The following is a 20,188-nucleotide window of genomic DNA, read 5'->3' as shown; positions in this document are numbered from 1 at the left end:
TATGGAAAAAGATAGAAATATAGCACCTAAGTTAAATAGCCAGTTTTTTGAAAACTTTCATTTAAACGATTCTATAGACAGACTTGAAGAGATAATGAATACTAATCTTAAGGAGTACTATTTATCAAATGATGTAAAGGAATTTATTATTTATTGTTTAAATCAACTAAAGAAAATAAAATGGTTTGTAAAAAATGAAATTAGATTTGATTACATAAGTATTCAAAATGAAATGGATCGGTTATATAAAGAGGATTCATCAATTACAGGTTACAATATCGTATTTGATTTCGAAATAACGAAAAATCCAAACCGAGCAAAATTTAAAGTACAAAAACTAAAAACCAACTAATTATGGAATATATTAGAATAGGAACAGATTATTATAGAGTTGTAGATAGACCTCTTTTAAGTGGAGATACTATAAATACATTAGTTAAATGGACTAAAGGAGAAATTATCACAGACCATGGTAAAGACTATATTTCGGATATTCCTAAATACAACGGCTTTGTTACAATGCCCAGTAATACAAATTTTCAAAAGGAAATTAAAGGCTTTTACAATGGATATCATGAAATTGGTCATGAGTTAAAAAAAGGGATGTTTAGTAAAACAGAAGTTTTTCTTAGGCATATATTTGGTGAACAATATACGCTAGGTTTAGATTTTCTAACAATTTTATGGCAACAACCCACACAAATTTTACCAATTTTGTGTTTGGTTAGTGATGAAAGAAATACAGGTAAAACAACATTTTTAAATTGGTTAAAACAAGTGTTTCAAAAGAACATGACAATTAATAAAAATGAAGACTTTAGAAGTCAATTTAACGCAGATTGGGCAACAAAATTAATTATTGCTATTGATGAAGTTTTGTTGGATAGGAGAGAAGATAGCGAAAGGATTAAAAACCTATCAACGTCTAGAACTTACAAAATGGAAAATAAAGGAAAAGATAAAATTGAAACACCATTTTTTGGTAAGTTTATTTTATGTTCTAATAATGAAGACAATTTTATTTTAGTAGACCAAAAAGAGATAAGGTATTGGGTTAGAAAAGTACCTTCAATAACTCATGGCGAAGAGAATACAGAGTTATTAGAAGATCTAGAAAAAGAAATTCCTTATTTTTTAAATCATTTAAACAGCAGACAGATAGTAACATCTAAAAAAAGTAGAATGTGGTTTTCTAAGGAAGAGATTTATACACCTGCACTTACTAAGCTAGTTAAAGGAAATAAAACAAATTTAGAAAAAGAAATTATAGAGATCGTTAATAATGATTTTTATAGATTCGAAAAAGAAGCAATTGCATATAGTGCTTCCGATTTGGTAGATTTACTTAAAAATAACAACGTTAGAGTATCTTCCTCAAAAGTGTCAGAAGTTTTAAAAACTAGATTTGGTTTAAAGCAAAAAAACTCTTCATATAAGCGTTATAATATGTCTTCAGTACCATTTGCGAGTAAATTAAAAACAATTATAGAGGAGACAGTGGTAAAAGGAAGGTGTTACGAGTTTACAAAAGAAAATATGGAGAAAGCTGTTGACCCGTAGATTATTTGCGTTCATCCTTTTATAGCTAATAAAATGAAGAGCAACAGAAGTTCAACAACAGTTCAACAACTTAAAAAAAAGTTCGTTGACGAGTTGTTGAACTATTGTTGTTGCGTGCTTATTAATAGTAACAAGGCTTTCAGGACATTATCAACACAGCAACACTAATGTAATGCTAGTTTTAACGATAGGGCGTACTTTAACAACAACAACAACAATAATAATATTTTATGGTTTTCCATAAGGTCAATTTTAAAAAAGGTTTTATATTTAAACTCTCCCTTTAATACTGATTGATATACATTTTATTAACATTAATTTAATCTCAAATTTTGTTTTGCAACTTTTGATACTAAAATATTTATGACCAAAATCAAACTAACACTATCACAATTAGAACAATACCTATCTAAAGCAGCATGGATTCTGAAAGGACCAGTAGATGCTTCAGATTTTAAAATATATATTTTCCCATTACTATTCTTCAAACGTCTATCCGATGTTTACGACGAAGAATACGAAATAGCATTAGAAGAGTCCGAAGGTGACATAGAATACGCTTCACTACCAGAGTTTCATAGATTTGAAATACCAGAAGGTTGTCATTGGAAAGATGTAAGAGAAACAACCACAAATGTTGGACTAGCCATTGAAAAAGCACTACGAGGCATAGAACAAGCCAATCAAGAATTATTGTACGGTATTTTTGGTGATGCACAATGGTCTAACAAAAACAAATTATCAGATCGTTTATTAATCGATTTAATAGAGCACTTCTCTCAATACAGCCTTTCTAACTCTTTAGTAGAGCCTGATATTCTTGGTAATGCTTACGAGTATTTAATCAAGCATTTTGCAGATTTAACTAATAAAAAGGCAGGAGAGTTTTACACACCGCGTTCTGTAGTGCATTTATTAGGATTGATTTTAGATCCGCACGAAGGAGAAACCATTTACGATCCTGCTTGTGGTACTGGTGGTATGTTGTTAGAATGTGTGGATCATTTAAAAGAAAATAGCGAAGATTATAGAACACTTAAATTATTCGGACAAGAAAAAAACTTAACCTCTAGTTCTATTGCTAGAATGAACATGTTTTTACATGGTATTGAAGATTTTCAAATTGCGCGAGGTGACACCTTAAGGCAACCAGCATTTTTTGCTGCGGATGGTTTAAAAACCTTCGACTGTGTAATTGCTAATCCACCGTTTTCTTTAAAAGAATGGGGAGCAGAAAATTGGGCGAATGACCCATTTGGAAGAAACATAGCAGGTGTACCACCAAAAGGTAATGGCGATATGGCTTGGGTACAACATATGATAAAATCTATGAATAGTACTGGTCGTATGACGGTTGTTTTACCTCATGGTGCATTATTCAGAAAAGGAGCCGAAGGTAAAATTCGTAAAAAGTTATTGGAAAATGATTTGCTAGAAGCTGTTATTGGTTTAGGGCCAAATATTTTCTACGGAACACAATTAGCAGCCTGCGCTATGGTATTTAAGCAAAACAAAGACTCCGATAAAAAAGATAAAGTTTTATTTATCGATGGCTCCGACCAAGTGCGTGTAGGTCGTGCTCAAAACTATTTAGAATCTGAACATATTAACCAATTATTCGATTGGTATAACCAGAATAAAGATGTCGAGAATTATGTAAAAGTAGCTTCAATGACTGATATTGAAGAAAACGACTTCAATTTAAACATTCCTTTATACGTTGAAAAAATTATAGAGGATAATTTACCTAGTGTAGAGGAAGCATTATCCGATTTAAAAAAGGCTTGGGCAGAAAGCCAAAAAGCAGAAAAGGAGTTTAAAACTATTTTAAAAGAGTTTATATAATTTGGCTAGAGTTACAGAAGAAAATCTTTTTATTGCCAATCGTTTGGGTATTGACTTTGAAACCGATGAATTAAAATTAGGAAAATGGGGAAATGTTGATTTTTACTGTCAGCGAGATAATGTATTAGTCTTACTGGAAGTTGAAAAAGGACAAAAACACCCTAACACCAATGTCATCAAAGTTTGGCCTTATCTAGAAGAAAACCCTGAGATAAAAATATTATTGATTCAAATTATTCGAGAAGAAAACAAGGCTCCGAAAAATAGAATAGCATTATGTAAATATATGGGCAAGAAGATAGAATCACAATTTCCAAATCGGTTTAGGTTTGTGTTCAGAAATTGGCATAACGTTTTAGCTTTGGAAATTAAAGAACAAGTACAGTATAAATTGAAAGAATTAACATGACCCAACAAAACTTAGAGAAATACCTTTGGGGCGCAGCAACCGCGTTACGTGGTACCATAGACGCAGGCGATTATAAACAATACATTTTTCCGTTATTGTTTTTTAAACGTATTTGTGATGTGTATGATGAAGAGTTTGAGAAAGCTTTAGAAGAAGGAGAAGGCGATTTAGAATACGCAGCTTTTGCCGAAAACCACCATTTTATAGTGCCCGAAAATGCACATTGGAACACTGTACGCGAAACCACCACAAACGTTGGTATTGCTATACAAGATGCCATGCGTGCTATTGAAAAAGCAAACCCAGAAACCTTGTATGGAATTTTTGGTGATGCCTCTTGGACTAATAAAAACAGATTAAGCGATGAAACACTAACCAATCTTATAGAACATTACTCACAACACAAGCTTAATTTAGAAAACGTACCAGACGACCAATTAGGAAACGCTTACGAATACCTAATTAAAGAGTTTGCAGACGATTCGGGCCATACAGCAGCAGAGTTTTACACTAACCGTACGGTTGTAAAACTAATGACCATGATTATGGACCCACAGCCAGGAGAATCTGTGTACGACCCAACCTGTGGCTCTGGTGGTTTACTATTAAACTGCGCGTTGCATTTACGCGATGAAGGCAAAGAATACAGAACCCTAAAATTATACGGACAAGAAATAAACCTCATTACCAGTGCCATAGCACGTATGAATATGTTTATGCATGGTATCGAAGAGTTTAGCATTGTTCGTGGTGATACGTTGGCACAACCTGCCTTTTTAGAAAACGATATCCTAAAAACTTTTAACGTTATACTAGCAAACCCACCATACAGTATTAAAGCTTGGGACCAAAAAGCATTTACCAACGACCCTTTTGGACGTAATCTTTGGGGCACACCACCACAAGGTTGTGCAGATTATGCATTTCAACAACACATACAGAAAAGTTTAGATAAAGAAAATGGACGTTCTATTTCATTATGGCCTCATGGAGTATTATTTAGAGATAAAGAAGCTGATTTGAGGAAGAAAATGATTGAAGAAGATTTGGTGGAATGTGTTATTGGTTTAGGGCCTAACTTGTTTTATAATTCACCAATGGAAGCATGTTTGTTAATTACTAAAACTAATAAGTCTGAAGATAAGAAAGGGAAAATTCTATTTATTAACGCAGTAGAAGAGGTTAAACAAGAAAAAACAATGGGCTTTTTGGAAGAAAAACATATTGATAAAATATTTAAAGCTTATAAGGAATTTACCAATAAAGAGAATTTTTCTGCTTTACAGACTAACGAAGAAGTACTTGCTAACGATGGTAATATGTCTATTAGGTTGTACGTAAGAGCTCAACAGTTAAGCATGCAAACTGAAGATAAGTTTGAAGATGTTTATGATAGTTGGAAAGATTCTTCAAAACAATTAAAAAAATCAATGAATGAACTTTTCGAAATACTTAACGATTAATGGAAGAAGTATTGAATAAGAAAATTGAAATAGATAAATCTAATTGGCAACCTGTTAAATTTGGGGATGTTGTTTTTGAGCCTAAAGAATCTACAAAAGACCCAATTGGAGATAATATTAAACATGTTGTTGGTCTAGAACATATCACAAGTGACGATATTCATTTGAGAAACTCGGCAAGTATTGAAGAAAGCACAACATTCACAAAGAAATTTGCAGTAGATGATGTCTTATTTGGAAGACGCAGAGCTTATTTAAAAAAAGCGGCACAAGCTAAATTTAATGGTATTTGTTCTGGAGATATAACTGTTTTTAGGGCAAAAGATAACTTACTACCTGAGTTATTACCATTTATAGTACATAATGATAAGTTTTTCGATTACGCTATTAAACATTCTGCAGGTGGTTTATCACCTCGTGTAAAGTTTAAAGATTTAGCAAATTACGAATTCCTACTACCACCAAAAGACCAACAAGCTAAACTTGCTGAATTACTTTGGGCTATGGATGAGGTTGTTGAGAGGGAGAATGAGGTTTTGGAAAGAATTAATATTTCTAAAAGAGCATATGAAAAAAAATGTCTTATAAAATATAGGAGTGGGATAGAAAATAAACTTCCGATTGATTATAAGATTTACCGTCTTTCTGAAATTGCGGAAATAACGGGAGGTTCTACACCATCAAGGGATATTGAGGAATATTGGAATGGAGAAATTCCTTGGTTAACACCAACAGATGTAACTAAACACAATAAAATATTACTAGATCGAACTAGAGAATACATTACAGAAAGTGGTTTGAAAAATATATCAAATAGACTTTATCCAGTTGGATCATTACTATATTGTTCAAGAGCAACTATTGGTTACGCAATTATAAATGATGTTCCTATGGCTACAAACCAAGGTTTTTCAAACTTCATCTGTAATGAAAAGGTAAATAATTATTTTCTATATTTTCTTTTAAAGCATCTAACTAATGAGTTAACTAGGCTTGCAGGAGGAAGTACATTTTTAGAAATTTCTAAATCTTCAATAAGGAGATTTAAAGTGGTAATTCCTTCACAAAATATAATGATGAAGGTTACTGAAAAATTGCTAGAATATGAAAAAACTAGGTTAGAACTAGAATCCAAAATCTCAAGATCCAAAGCCTTACAAAAGAGTTTAATTAATCAGGTGTTTTAGTTATGAAGAATAAAATAAAATATTGGGCCGTAGGTTCTTTTCACGGTGGAGATGATATAACTGATCGATTTTTAAACGAAAGCATTTGGTTTGATGGCTATGGTGAAAACAATGATTTAAGGTATTTAGAGACTCTTAAGCTAATTAATGTTGGTGATATACTAGTTATGAAATCTAGTGCTACCAAAGGAAAAAAGAACTCTATAACATTTACAAAAGTTAAAGGAATTGGTCAAGTAATTAGTAAAATAGCTGATCATAAATTTGAAATGAAATGGTTTAAAAACGAAACCTTTCCTTTAGATTTTGATAATGTTTCCTATAGAAAAACAATAGAAGCATTAAGAGAGGATGGTATAAGCAATTATGTAAATAGTCTTATGAGCGAAATTGAAAAAGAAGATATAATCAAAGTTTTAGAGCATAAAAAACAAATCATTTTACAAGGTCCACCAGGTACAGGGAAAACCTATACTGCTGAGGCTATTGCTAAAGAACTTACAGAGATAGAAACCGTAAGTAATCCAAAGGAGTTGCTAGATGAGTTTTACCAAAACTTTAAAGCTACAGATCCTGAAATTATTAAAGCGCGTCAAGAACGAGAAGATTTAAGAGAGCGATTTTTAGCAAACTTTCCAAAAGAGAACCTCAAAAGCTTAACTCTTGAAAACTATTGTATTGGTACAGGTGGTCGAGACAACTTTTGTTGGTGGATAGAACTTGGTTTAAAACCATTCGGTTATTATTTTCCTGGAAGTGCTAGATCTTATCGTATTTATTGGTCAAAATCAAATGAAGAATACAGCAAAAATGGTTCTATAAAAGACAAAGATGATGAGGATGCTATGAAAATAGTTGCTGGATATTTAGATAAAATAGCAGTAGGTAAAGATTATAAAGAAGGTGAAAAGTTTTTTGGCCCTAGTTTTATACTTAAAATATTAAATACCTATTATCCTAATGAGTACATGCCTATTAATGCTATTAATTACATAAAAAACGCATTAGATTTATTTGGTATAGACTATTCTGACGAAAATTTTGTTGAACTTAATCAAAAATTGTTAGCATTACATCAAAATAAAAATCAGGAATTTAATGCAGATGTGAAGCCTCATGAGTTTATGATTTTTTTAGTTGATAATTTCAACTTAAAGAATGGGGAGGTTTTAAAAGACAATAAAGTAATTACTAAAGGAGCTTTCGAATTGGTTCAATTTCATCCTGCATATTCTTATGAAGATTTTGTGCGTGGTATTGTAGCGGAAGTTGTAGATAAACAGCCAACGTTTAATGTGAAGAATAAAATTTTAGCTGAATTTGCAGAACGTGCAACAGATAATCCAAAAGCTAAATTTGTATTAATTATAGATGAAATTAATAGAGCTAATTTACCTGCTGTTTTAGGAGAGTTAATATACGCTTTAGAGTATAGAGGAAGACCTGTTAATTCATTGTACGAGTATGAAGGTGAGCGTGCAATTAAATTACCAAACAATCTCTATATAATTGGCACTATGAATACTGCAGATCGTTCTGTAGGTCACATCGATTATGCTATAAGACGTCGTTTCTCTTTTATAGATGTGCTACCAAACGAGATGCATGTTCCTGATTTTGCTAAAGAAACTTTTGAAACGGTAAGTAACTTATTTTCTAAAGATATACTTGCCTCGGATTTTAAGAAAGAAGATGTACAGATTGGTCATAGTTATTTCATGGCAAAGACCAAAGAAGAATTAGAGATAAAAGTCAAATATGAAGTAGTTCCTATCTTAAAAGAATATGTAAAAGATGGGGTCTTAAACGAAAAAGCGCTTTTAGAAATAAATAAATTATAAGTTTTGGATATAACTGAAATAATACGACTAGGAGAACATAAAGAAAAGCAAGCCGTCGAGGAAAGCATTTCTTTTGAAGCTTATTATTTCAAAAACCGAAAATTTGGAAAGTATAATTCCAAAAACAAACCATGCTTTTCAATTAATAACGATTCTATTGAATCTCATTATTTCATAGGTGTAGATTGGTTATGTCAGACTACAAATCGAGCTATTTGTATTTCACCAAAATTAAATAAAGATGGTTTTGAAACCGATTATTTGCGGATGCTCTTAACGTGTTTAAATGATAGTGAAGCAACGAAACACATTAGTAATATTTACGAGATTAAAAGTGAAGATTCACCAATAGAAATAGATCAATCATTAGATTTGTTATCACCTTTGTTAGTGATTCAGTTTCTAAACTTGGTAAAACAATTGGTTAAAAAAGGATTAAAAAAATCTTACTATCGCGAAGAAAAACATTTAAACGCTCGTGTAAAGGGTAAGTTGTTGTTGTCGCAGACTTTAAAACACTATACATATAAGAATGAACCATTAAAAACAATCTGTGCTTTTGATACTTTTGGCTTAAATTATCCCGAAAACCAAATCTTAAAAGCTGGTCTTCTGTTTGTTCAAAAATACCTGAGTTCATATCCAGAATATGCTGCTTTAGCATCAAACGCTTTACAATATTGTTTACCTGCTTTTGAAGAGGTTACTGTACCTAAGAATATATCAACCTTACAACATTTTAAGATTTCGCCTTTTTTTAGGAGTTATAAAGAAGTCATAAGTCTTGCACAACTTATATTAAAACGTTTTGGACACAATGTAAGAACTATAGAAGCAAGTAAAATCCAAACACCACCCTTTTGGATTAATATGCCTTTATTATTTGAATTGTACGCATTTACTTTTCTTCGCAAAACCTATGGAGATGATATTCATTATCAATACAAATCTAATTATCAAGAATTAGATTTCTTATTAAATACTGAGAATAAACAATTAGTAATCGATACCAAGTATAAAACAAAATACGGTAGAGGAAAAAACAACAAAGAAGACATTAGACAATTAGCGGGTTATGCCAGAATGGATAAAGTTTATAGAGAATTGAATAAGTCAACTAATGAAGTTATTGAATGTCTTATTATTTATCCTATTCGAGACAAAGAGAACCAAAATAATGGACTATTAGATTTAGAACAAAAGAAACCAATAGATAAATATGTTGGGTTTTATTGCTTAGGTTTATCTGTGCCATGCGTTGCAAATAAAATTGGAGTAAATTAATATATAGAGATGAAAAAGAAAGAATTGATAGAATATCTTAACAAAGAATACAATGCTGCTTTAACAAATAGTAATACCAGTTTTTCTAATATTAATAAGTCTAAAAATGTTTGGTGGTTTAACGTACCTGTTTCAAAGTTTAAGTCAGAAGTTAATCTTCTATTAAAGATTGAAGCAGGTATCTTTTGGATTGTTTTGTCTGTAGGTTTTGTAGAATCTATAGAGGAAACATTTAGAATTAGAGAAGATAAAAATGCAGTAGACCTTGAGATAAATGCAGGTAGTAATAATTTTTTATGTGATGTAAAGAGTGGTGGTCTAGGGTTTGATTTCAAATCTTTTGTGAAGGAGGAAATTAGTATTAAATAGATAAACTTTAAAATGTATATGGTAATTTTAAAAGGCTCTTATTATATTGATGAATTAAACCAGTTACTAAATCACAGTATTGGTACAGAGGGTGTATTAAAATTTTATAATGATATTAGTTCTTGTACTATTATAAATGTTCCAGAGTATATTAACCATAATGAAGTACCACCTTTACTAAAAACAGCCTGGAATATTATCAATCGTGGTGATACTACACGAGCTTCATTAAAATTAAGTTCCTATTTATTAGATGCATATTTTCCCAATCATCAGCCATTTAATTTTTTAAAGTCAGAAATTAAGGCACAATTAAGTATTGGCGATAAAATTAATCCATCGGATCTGACCCTTGTTTTAGAACGATTTGCTTTTCTAGAAGATAGTCAGGTGAGCGATTTAGGACACTCTATTTATAATATTTTTAAATGTTTAAAAAAAGGAATAGTATTTAATCAAGTTCAAAAAACGATGTTATTGGTGCTAATGGCGAATCCAGTGGAAACTAATTTTAACATTAAAGGATTAACAGAAGAGGAGTCAAGCTTATTGCAAGACGATTTAAATGAACTATTTACCAGACTAAATGATTTAAGTGACAAAGATGAAATTAAAATACCCGGACTTAATTCTAACCAAAATAGCAATGTTGTAACAATTTCGCTTTATAAAGATAATAGTAACGATATACAAATAGAGCCGCTCACAGAAGGTGAAAATTCTACGTTAAACTTTAAGATATTAACGGACCGTCAAATTAAATACCAAAAATTAGGTAAGGTAGTTATCACAGAAAAAGAGATGGTTAATGGCGAAAAACGAGAAGTTCACAATTTTGAATATGCTACACAGAAACAACAACAGGCAATAGAATATCTATTGCAAAATATCTTTAGGAAAGCTAAGTTCAGACCAGGTCAAGAAGCTATCATAAATAAAGCTTTAATTGGAGAGGATGTCATAGGTTTATTACCCACAGGTGGTGGTAAATCGCTAACCTTTCAAATATGTGCTTTGTTACATCCGGGAATAACCATTGTGGTAGATCCGATTAATTCCTTAATGAAGGATCAATATGATAAATTGATTGAAAATGGAATAAGCAATGCAACCTATATCAACTCCTTTAATTCTCAGGAAGAACGAGGAGATCGTATGCAGAAACTCGTAGAAAGTAATTACTTAATTTTATTTGTTTCGCCCGAAAGATTCCAAATGGAGAATTTTAGACAATCGCTGTCTAGTTGTAAAGATTTGAATGTTTACTTTAGTTATGCGGTCATAGATGAGGCGCATTGTGTTTCTGAATGGGGACATGATTTTAGGCATGTATACTTAAATCTGGCTGAGAATATAAAACGACATTGCGCATCAAAAACAGATAAGCTAACAGTTTTTGGACTTACTGCAACAGCTTCTTTTGATGTGCTTGCTGATGTACAAAGAGAGCTTAATCTAAAGGAAGAAGCGATAATTAGCTTACCAGCTGAAGCGATTGATCGTGAAGAGCTAAATTTTAATATCATACCAATTTCTATAGAAGTACCGGAAGGATTAGAATATTACGATAGAGAGCGCAGATTGGGTGATAGCAAATATCCAGTTATTAAACAGTTTCTTAGAGATGTACCAGATCAAATTCATGCGCTTGAACGCAGGTATGGTTATATTAACGAAGTAACTGATTTTTATGGTCAATCTAATGATGGGTATAAAAATGCTGGAGTTATTTTTTGCCCAACAAAATCCACTAAATTACCAAACGGAGTGATGCACTTAACTTATGGTAAGAATAATTCAGGTGGTGGACTCGAAGATTTACAATTTTTAGATATTAGAACTTTTTTTGGAGGAGGAGATGATAATGTTATTAAGGATAATGCCATAGAATCACAGGCGGAAGAATCTTTTAAAAATCAAGATGATTTTATAAAAAATAAAGCCAATTTGATGATTGCTACTAAGGCATTTGGTATGGGAATCGACAAGCCTAATATTCGCTATTCTATTCATTATTCTTTTCCAAATTCTGTTGAGAGTTTTTACCAAGAAGCTGGACGTGCAGGTAGGGATGGTAACCCGTCATTATGTTCTATTATATATCATCCTATAGATATTGAGACCAATTATGATTTTTATAAAAATGCCTTTAAAGGCATCAAAAGAGAACGTCTAATTATAGACGAACTACTTGAAGAGGTACAATACGAAGATGGTTTTTTCGTCAATGTATTAAAGCAACAGATAAGGGATAAATTCCCTGAAGTGAAATCTGTAAATTTATTCAATGACAGATATATCTATATAAATGGGCCATGGCATGACAATCCAGCCCAACGCATAAAAATTGGGCTATTAGATTTACAAAGAAACCTTCGTAGTTATGACAATGCAACACAAAACTTTGACATTGATAAAGCAAATGAAATATTAGAGTTCAGTAGAAGAGTATTAAATGAAGCATGTGAAGGTCAAGATTACTTAAAATGGTTTAAAACGAAGTCTGCAGAAGGTATAAAAACACTTATTGAAAGTGGTACAAATGAACAATACACCTTAAAAATTGGTTTTACCAATGGTATTGTTTCCAAAATGAACGAGGTAATAAAAAGTATTGGTTATGACGATTTTGAAGAACGAATTATAAGAGCAGCCTATAATTTTAGTACCGATGAAAATGATTTTTCGGAAAGTATAAGTTACCAGTATTACAAGTTTCAAATAAACAGGTACGGTGTTTCTCGAAAAGAATTTTCAGCTAGTCCAGAGATATTACAGTTCTTGAAGGATAATTTCTCAAGAATAAGAAATACTCAAGATACACAGCGTGCTGTCTATCGCTTAAACATTTTAGGAATTATTGATGATTATGTCATTGATTATGTTGGGCATCTTATTGAAGTACGTTTTACAGCAAAAAGCAACAAGGATTACAAGAGTAATTTTAAAGCCTATTTAAGGCGTTATCTAGGAATTGAAACTACAAAAGAATGGCTTAATAAAATAAAAAAAGTAAGAGAAAATTCAATTCTAACTCAAGTTTTATATGTTTTGATTGAATTTATAGAAAGTGAGATATCTGATAAAAGAAAACGATCTATTGATTACATGAAAGAGTTATGTGAAGTACATTTGGACGAAGGCGAAGATGAGTTTCGTGATAGAATGGTGCGTTATTTCACCTCTAAATATGCTCGACAAGACTACTTGCCAGCTGATACAGAGAAAGGCACAAAAGAAAATTGCGCTATTGTAAAAAAATATATAGGATTTATAGATAATCCTCCGGACGGTTTAGGAGGCCAAATAGACAATGCAAAACATTTACGTGGTGCATGCGATAATTTGCACATAAATATGGTTGAAAACGCAAGTATTGATCTACTAACCGCATTCAGTCTTTTAGCATTAGAGCTTAAAGAAGAGGATACTATTGATACCGCAAATGAAAAACCACTAGTAGCAAAAGCAATAGATTTATATAGATCAGGCTTCAGGCGCATGTTGAGAATTGATTCTTGGGATGAGGTAAAATCGCTAATAAATTTATTCAATAAAAAGACACTTGATTTTAATTCAGAAATAAAACCTTTAATGGATGACCTCTCTTCTGAATTATTAGTAAATAGATCACATTTTAAATTAAAAGAACTCTTAAATAAAATTACTGCATAATGTCAAAAAACATAGAACTACAGGAAGAATTTGAAGCACTAATTGGCGAACTAGAGCGTTTAAAATCAATTAACGAAATCACATCATCTAATAGTGAAAACGCAAGAAATATTATTAAAGAAATAAAATCATTTGTTCAATCTGTCGAAACATTTAAAACAGGTATAGAAAATGACTATCAATCTAAAAAGAAAGATTTAGAGAAAATGGAGGAGTCTATTAAAGATTCCGTTAATCTTCTTAATGAGGGGGTTAATCATCAATCCAATAAATTTAAGTCATTTGCTAACGATTATTTGGATAAATCCAATAAAACGTTAGAATCTGTGAAAGCTCGTTTAGAGAAAAAAGTTCATGTTTATACAGCTGAGATAAAAAATCTAAGATCTAAACTTGAAAAGGACATTTTAGATTATGGAAACGAGGTTGATAAGAAAATCGGAGAGCACAATAGCAGTATTACTGGAAAGGTTGAAGATTTAACTAATAAGTTTATTGACCAATTGATAAGTACAAATAAAAACATGTTTGAAAATAAGGAGGATTTAAACACTTATTTTTTAGATGTCAAAAAAGATATTGAGGTAACTCATAAAAAACTTAAACGACTCACTACAACCCTTATTATAGTAATAGTGTTTTCTGCAATATTCTTGGGCTTTTTGTTATATAAATTCATATAGATATTAATTATGGGATTCAACGAACTAAACAGTGTAGAAAATTACATTATAAAACAACTTACATGTGTTAATTTAAATAGCAATGAAGTTTCAGAAGATGCTTCATTGTATAATAGTTTATGGCAATATAAATCGTCACAAGATTTAAATCGCTCAGTAAACGAGGTATTGTTAGAATTAGAGTTAAAAGCAGCTTTAATTAAATTAAATCCAGAGATTACATCTAATCCAGAATTTGCAGATGAGGTGATTTATAAACTTCGTGCTATTTTAATTTCTGTGCATCAAGTAGGTTTAGTTCGTGCCAATGAAGAATTTTATAAATGGCTACAAGGAGATAAAACCATGCCTTTTGGTGAAAACAATAGACATGTTCCTGTTCGCTTAATAGACTTTGATGAGATAAACAATAATACTTTTATTACAACTACTCAATTTCGTATTCATCACAGAGAAACTAAAATACCAGATGTAGTATTATTTATTAATGGTTTGCCTGTGGTTATAGGAGAAGCAAAAACGCCTATTCGTCCTGCTATAAGTTGGTTAGATGGAGCGCATGAGGTTCATGATATTTATGAAAATGCAGTATCGCAATTATTTGTACCTAACATTTTATCATTCGCTACAGAAGGTAAAGAACTGTATTATGGAGCTATTAGAACGCCTTTAGAGTTTTGGGCACCTTGGCGTTTAGAAAATGATGAAGATGCAATAGCAAAACGTTTAGGTTTAGGTGAAGTAGGTAAGGAGTTATCCGATTTGTTACATCCACAACGTTTGTTGGATATATTACAAAACTTCTCATTATTTACTACCAATAAAAAGAAACAACGTATTAAGGTTATTCCGAGGTTCCAACAATATGAAGGCGCTAATAAGATTGTAGAACGTGTTAAAGAAGGAAAAATCAAAAAAGGGTTAATCTGGCATTTTCAAGGGTCAGGAAAATCGTTGTTAATGGTTTTTGCTGCTCAAAAATTGAGAAGAGAAAAGGATTTAAAGAGTCCAACGGTTATTGTATTGGTAGATAGAACTGATTTAGATACCCAAATTACAGGGACGTTTAATGCTGCCGATATTTCTAATGTAGAAACTACTGATAACATTAAACAGCTTCAAAAGTTATTAGAAAACGATACAAGAAAAATTATCATCTCTATGATATTTAAGTTTCGAGATGCGAAACCGAATATGAATACTAGAGATAATATTATTGTTTTAGTGGATGAAGCGCATAGAACACAAGAAGGTGATTTAGGAAGACAAATGCGTGCTGCTTTACCAAATGCATTTTTGTTTGGATTAACAGGTACACCTGTTAACAAGGCAGATAAAAACACGTTTTGGGCGTTTGGAGCAGAGGAAGATCAAGGAGGTTATATGTCGCGCTATACATTCCACGATTCTATAAGAGATAATGCAACCTTACCATTACACTTTGAACCTCGTTTAGTTGATATACATGTAGATAAAGACACTATAGATAAAGTCTTTGAAGAATTTAAAGAAAGCAGTGCTTTAACAGATGAAGAAGCAGATGCTTTAAATAAAAAATCGGCTAAGATGTCTGCGTTTTTAAAGTCCCCAGAAAGAGTCGCTAAAATTGTAGAAGATATTGCAACACATTTTAAAGATAAAGTAGCACCTCATGGTTTTAAAGCGATGATTGTTACACCAGACAGATATGCTTGTGTGCAATACAAAGAAGAATTAGACAAGTACTTCCCTGAAGAGGCTAGTAAAGTGGTTATTTCAACTTCTGCCAATGATGAATTAGATTTTAAACAAAAATGGGGAGTTGATAAAAGTCAGCAAGAAAAAATTGTAGAAGAGTTTAATGACGCGCAATCAGATTTGCAATTTATTATTGTTACTGCAAAACTATTAACTGGTTTTGATGCGCCAATTTTACAAACAATGTATTTAGATAAGTCAATCAAAGATCATACGTTATTACAAGCTATTTGTAGAACTAATAGATTATTTCCTAATAAATCATTTGGTCGTATTGTAGATTATTTTGGAGTGTTTGATGATGCAGCAAAAGCCTTACAGTTTGATGAGGAAAGTATAAAAACTGTTATTTCTAACCTTACAGAACTTAGGGATAAGTTACCAGAAGCTATGAAAGAAGCTTTGTCTCATTTTAAAGGTGTAGATAGAACTATTGATGGATTTGAAGGTTTAGAGGCTGCTCAAAATGCCATAAATGATAATGATAAAAAAGATGCTTTTGCAAAAGACTATAAATTCTTAGCTAAGATATGGGAATCGCTTTCACCAGATAATATTTTAAACCAATATCAAGAGGATTACAAATGGTTATCTCAAGTATTTGAGTCGGTAAGACCTGCAGCAGATAATATTGGAAAATTATTATGGTTTTCATTAGGAGCAGAAACGACTAAGTTAATGCATGAAAACACCCATGTTGGAGAAGTGCACCATCTAGAAGAGTTTGTTTTAGATGCAGATGTTATTGAAAACATATTCAACAATCCCGATCCTAAAAATGCAAAGAAACTAGAGAAACTATTAATTAAACGTTTTAAAAAACACGCTGGAGATCCTAAATTTAAATCACTAAGTGAACGTTTAGAAGCGCTAAGAGATAAAGCCGAGTTAGGTTTAATAACCTCTATAGAGTTTGTGAAAGAGTTGTGTAAATTAGCAAAAGAAACTATTGTTGCTGAAAAAGAATTAGAAACATTAATAATAGAAAAAACACCAAAAGCTGCACTTACTGAATTGTTTATAGAATTAAAAAATGATGAAACACCAGCTGTTGTAGAACGCATAGTTACGGATATAGATGCTATTGTACGTGTGGTTCGTTTTCCTGGATGGCAAAAAACTAGTTCAGGTGAACGTGAAGTGCAAAAATCACTACGTAAGGCATTATTAAAATATAAATTACATAAGGATCAAATGTTATTTGAGCGTGCTTATGGATATATTAAGGAGTATTACTAATGGAAGTTGTTTTTAAAACGATAATAAAAAAATGGAATGAGATTGACCATAAAGAAAAGGCATACAATGAGAAACAGTTAAAAAACCTACTTTACAAACAGAAATTGACGTTAGAATTAATTGAAAGTGCTCTAGAAGAATATAGCGCATATTTTGGTAAAAAAAGAAGGTATTTATATATACCACTTTGGGATAAGGTAGTTCGAGATTTTCCTTCATTGTTTGATCTTGTTGATGATAAAAATCAAGAAGTCATAAAAGCATTTATAGATGAAGAAAATGCGATTGAAGAAGACAATTCTAAATTATGGATAGTCGCAAAAATTACTAGAAAAATATCAAATTCAAATTTTGGTTATTTGTACGAAGCGATAATTTCTTTACCAGATGGTATTTCTACACCCAGTCAAGAAGGTATTCCTATTAATTTATGGTGGAGAGAAGTCTCTGAAAAAAATAATATAGAAGGTGTGTTTTTGGCTTATTACAGAAGGATGTCTACAGTTATACTTAGAGTCTCTAATGAATTATCCGAAGAGCATTTAAAAACTAAATTTAGATTCAAGCCAAAACCTATAAATTTTTTGAAACAAATTAAACGTCGGTTCGATCATGTTATTCATGATGAGAACAGTTTAACGCATCAAATGTTTTATAAATCTGAATTTTTATTAGATAAAAAGTTAGACACGGCAACTACTGATTCTAGGTTAAACGAAGAGCAAAATAAAGTTTTATCTAAGGTTTTTTCTCAAAATGTTACTTTTATTTGGGGGCCTCCAGGAACAGGAAAAACTTTTACGTTATCCAAAATAATAGCTAAAGCTTGTTGTGCAGGACTACGAGTACTTGCGGTTGGTATTTCAAATGTTTCAATTGATGTTTTAGGAGAAGAAATAATTGATGAATTCGAGAATTATAGTGAAGCCTCTATAAAGCTTCTAAATAATCGAAAAATTTTAAGATTTGGTTATCCTGTTTTGCCATCAATTGTTGCTGATGATAGATTATATCCTGAAAAAGATATTGTAGATAGTTTAAGAAAAGAATACAGCGCAGTTTTAAAAGCTTTAAGAAATAGACATGGTTTAACTAATGACAACAAAGCGATTTATAGAAATAAGCAAGTTGTGCTTAAAAATGAAATTAAAAAGATAAATCAAAAACGAATAGGCGAGTCAAGTTTAGTTTTTACTACAGCTGCACAATGTTTTCTTGGAGATTATTTTGAAAATGAAAAGTTCGATTTAGTTGTTGTTGATGAGGTTGGTATGATGCCATTAATACAAACATTGACTATGGCTAGTTTTACAAAAAATAAGTTTGTTGTTGCTGGAGATTACAGACAGTTGGGGCCAATAAGTAATGGTAAAACAGAAGCTGTTGCCAATTGGTTTAACTCAGATATATTTCAGTATTTGGAAGGTGTAGAAAGAGTAGAGGATGATGTAACTGTAATGCTAACCGAACAAAGACGCATGAATCCAAAAATATGTGAGCTTATTAATAATCGATTTTATGATGGGAAATTAACGTCTCAATACTCTGAAAGTTTTAAAACAATTAAAACAGCTTATGGTGAAATTAATACGCCATATAGTTTTATACCATTTTCTCCCAAGGATGGAGCAGTGGTTAAATCTACAGAAGGTAAATCTAGGGTCAATAATAAAACAGCAGAAATCATTACAGATTTAGTTGAAAGTGTTCTTAATGAAAATAAAGCGATTGAAATAGGTGTAATAACGCCTTATAATGGTCAAGTTATTACAATAAGAAGGAAAATTCAAAATAGAATAATATCTAATTTAGATCTCGAAAGGGTTAAAATAGGGACAATTCATTCATTCCAAGGCTCAGGTTTTGATATGATAATTTATGATATTGTCGATAATTGTGAGAAAAATGTAGGATTACTTTATAAAGGTTTTGGTGGAGAAAGGTTAGTAAATGTGGCATTATCAAGAGCTAAACATAAACTTATAATTGTAGGCGATCCAAAGGTTTTTAGTGTGACAGACGAATTGCAAGAAGTTTCTAAAAAATTAAGATCATTAATGGTTGAGTTGAGGGTTTCTAAAAATCATTTAGAAATAAAAGAATCTCAATAAATAAGTTTCTATTTATTTAAGCGCTCCAAAGCCTTCAACTCCACACCCAACTCATTAAACATACCAAGAATACTGCTGATTTTTAATTCTTCAGCAGTATACTCTTGTGTATTAATGCTGCAAGTAAATTCCCAAATTTCTAAAACTTCATCAATAGGTACACTATAATCATTGTAAGTTTTATTGTCAGACATAAGTAATAAAGAATTATTTAAGTCAATATTATTATGCACACGTTTATAAACCATGCCATCATTTAAAGTAATTAAAACATAGGTTTTTCCTGTTTTTATGTCATTTCTATCTTCTATAAACTTTCCAATAACAAAAGAACCATCTTTCATGGGTAACATAGAATCTCCTTTTATAGGGAATGCGCGGTGTTTTCCTGTAGGTAAAAAAGGTAATTTTATTTTTTGAAGTTGTTCAATATATTCAGGATCATCATATCCAGCTAAATAACCAGCAGATGCCTTTACAGGTACAACTTCAATTAAATTATCATTCTCTACATCTACAGTAATTGGAAATAAAACTCGTTGATTCCCTAATTCAATAAATGAAGAATCCTTAGCCTTTGTTAAATCATTTCTAAGCAAAATATCTATAGGAAGTTTGAAATAATCAGACAATAGAATTAGTATTTCAATAGATGGTGCAGAGCGTCCTTCTTCATAAGAACTTATGCGTGATCTTGTTACCTTCAAATCTTCTGCTAAAACCTCTTGAGTTACACCTTTTAAACTCCTTAAATGACGTATATTTTTTGATATAAATTTCATAAT

General features: G+C 31.3%; 14 protein-coding genes. 13 read left to right on the top strand and 1 reads right to left on the bottom strand.

Annotation, left to right across the window (positions count from 1 at the left end; genetic code table 11):
* Position 1: 1 nt before the first annotated feature.
* From CLV86_RS13875 to CLV86_RS13815, 13 genes are all read left to right on the top strand, one after another.
* Positions 2–352, top strand: a complete 351-nt coding sequence (locus CLV86_RS13875) for a hypothetical protein (protein WP_121053228.1) — start codon at positions 2–4, stop codon at positions 350–352.
* A 2-nt stretch (positions 353–354) separates the two neighbouring features.
* The gene (locus CLV86_RS13870) at positions 355–1,560 is read left to right on the top strand and encodes a primase-helicase family protein (RefSeq protein ID WP_121053225.1); all 1,206 of its coding nucleotides are present in this window, start codon (positions 355–357) and stop codon (positions 1,558–1,560) included.
* 363 nt (positions 1,561–1,923) lie between these two features.
* A complete protein-coding gene (locus CLV86_RS13865; RefSeq protein WP_121053223.1) occupies positions 1,924–3,405 on the top strand; it encodes a type I restriction-modification system subunit M in 1,482 nt (493 codons plus the stop codon).
* A 1-nt stretch (position 3,406) separates the two neighbouring features.
* A complete protein-coding gene (locus CLV86_RS13860; protein ID WP_121053221.1) occupies positions 3,407–3,814 on the top strand; it encodes a hypothetical protein in 408 nt (135 codons plus the stop codon).
* Positions 3,811–5,277 carry a type I restriction-modification system subunit M gene (locus CLV86_RS13855; protein ID WP_121053219.1) on the top strand — a complete coding sequence of 489 codons (1,467 nt, stop codon included), beginning with the start codon at positions 3,811–3,813 and terminating at the stop codon, positions 5,275–5,277. Before CLV86_RS13860 ends, CLV86_RS13855 begins: the two co-directional genes overlap by 4 nt.
* Entirely contained in the window at positions 5,277–6,464 is a 1,188-nt protein-coding gene (locus CLV86_RS13850) for a restriction endonuclease subunit S (RefSeq protein ID WP_121053217.1), read from the top strand. The genes CLV86_RS13855 and CLV86_RS13850 overlap by 1 nt, the downstream gene beginning before the upstream one ends.
* A gap of 2 nt (positions 6,465–6,466) precedes the next feature.
* Complete coding sequence (locus CLV86_RS14390; RefSeq protein ID WP_121053215.1) at positions 6,467–8,305, top strand: McrB family protein; 1,839 nt, start codon at positions 6,467–6,469, stop codon at positions 8,303–8,305.
* Between the two features lie 3 nt (positions 8,306–8,308).
* Positions 8,309–9,589, top strand: a complete 1,281-nt coding sequence (locus CLV86_RS13840; protein WP_121053213.1) for a 5-methylcytosine restriction system specificity protein McrC — start codon at positions 8,309–8,311, stop codon at positions 9,587–9,589.
* A gap of 24 nt (positions 9,590–9,613) precedes the next feature.
* Positions 9,614–9,958 (top strand): hypothetical protein, encoded by a 345-nt coding sequence (locus tag CLV86_RS13835; protein WP_147427045.1) that lies wholly within the window; start codon positions 9,614–9,616, stop codon positions 9,956–9,958.
* A gap of 18 nt (positions 9,959–9,976) precedes the next feature.
* Positions 9,977–13,633 (top strand): DEAD/DEAH box helicase, encoded by a 3,657-nt coding sequence (locus CLV86_RS14440; RefSeq protein ID WP_170148552.1) that lies wholly within the window; start codon positions 9,977–9,979, stop codon positions 13,631–13,633.
* Complete coding sequence (locus CLV86_RS13825; RefSeq protein ID WP_121053208.1) at positions 13,633–14,316, top strand: hypothetical protein; 684 nt, start codon at positions 13,633–13,635, stop codon at positions 14,314–14,316. The genes CLV86_RS14440 and CLV86_RS13825 overlap by 1 nt, the downstream gene beginning before the upstream one ends.
* A gap of 9 nt (positions 14,317–14,325) precedes the next feature.
* Positions 14,326–17,292 carry a type I restriction endonuclease subunit R gene (locus CLV86_RS13820; protein WP_121053206.1) on the top strand — a complete coding sequence of 989 codons (2,967 nt, stop codon included), beginning with the start codon at positions 14,326–14,328 and terminating at the stop codon, positions 17,290–17,292.
* Positions 17,292–19,403 carry a DEAD/DEAH box helicase gene (locus CLV86_RS13815; protein ID WP_121053204.1) on the top strand — a complete coding sequence of 704 codons (2,112 nt, stop codon included), beginning with the start codon at positions 17,292–17,294 and terminating at the stop codon, positions 19,401–19,403. The genes CLV86_RS13820 and CLV86_RS13815 overlap by 1 nt, the downstream gene beginning before the upstream one ends.
* A gap of 8 nt (positions 19,404–19,411) precedes the next feature.
* Here CLV86_RS13815 and CLV86_RS13810 read toward each other — a convergent pair whose 3' ends face one another.
* The gene (locus tag CLV86_RS13810; RefSeq protein WP_121053259.1) at positions 19,412–20,185 is read right to left on the bottom strand and encodes an XRE family transcriptional regulator; all 774 of its coding nucleotides are present in this window, start codon (positions 20,183–20,185) and stop codon (positions 19,412–19,414) included.
* Positions 20,186–20,188 lie beyond the last annotated feature (3 nt).

Origin of the sequence: Lacinutrix venerupis (assembly GCF_003663945.1) — a bacterium.
GTDB classification, from domain to species: Bacteria; Bacteroidota; Bacteroidia; order Flavobacteriales; family Flavobacteriaceae; genus Lacinutrix; species Lacinutrix venerupis.
The sequence above is the reverse complement of the archived record's forward strand: the minus strand, read 5'-3'. Positions and strand labels throughout refer to the sequence as shown.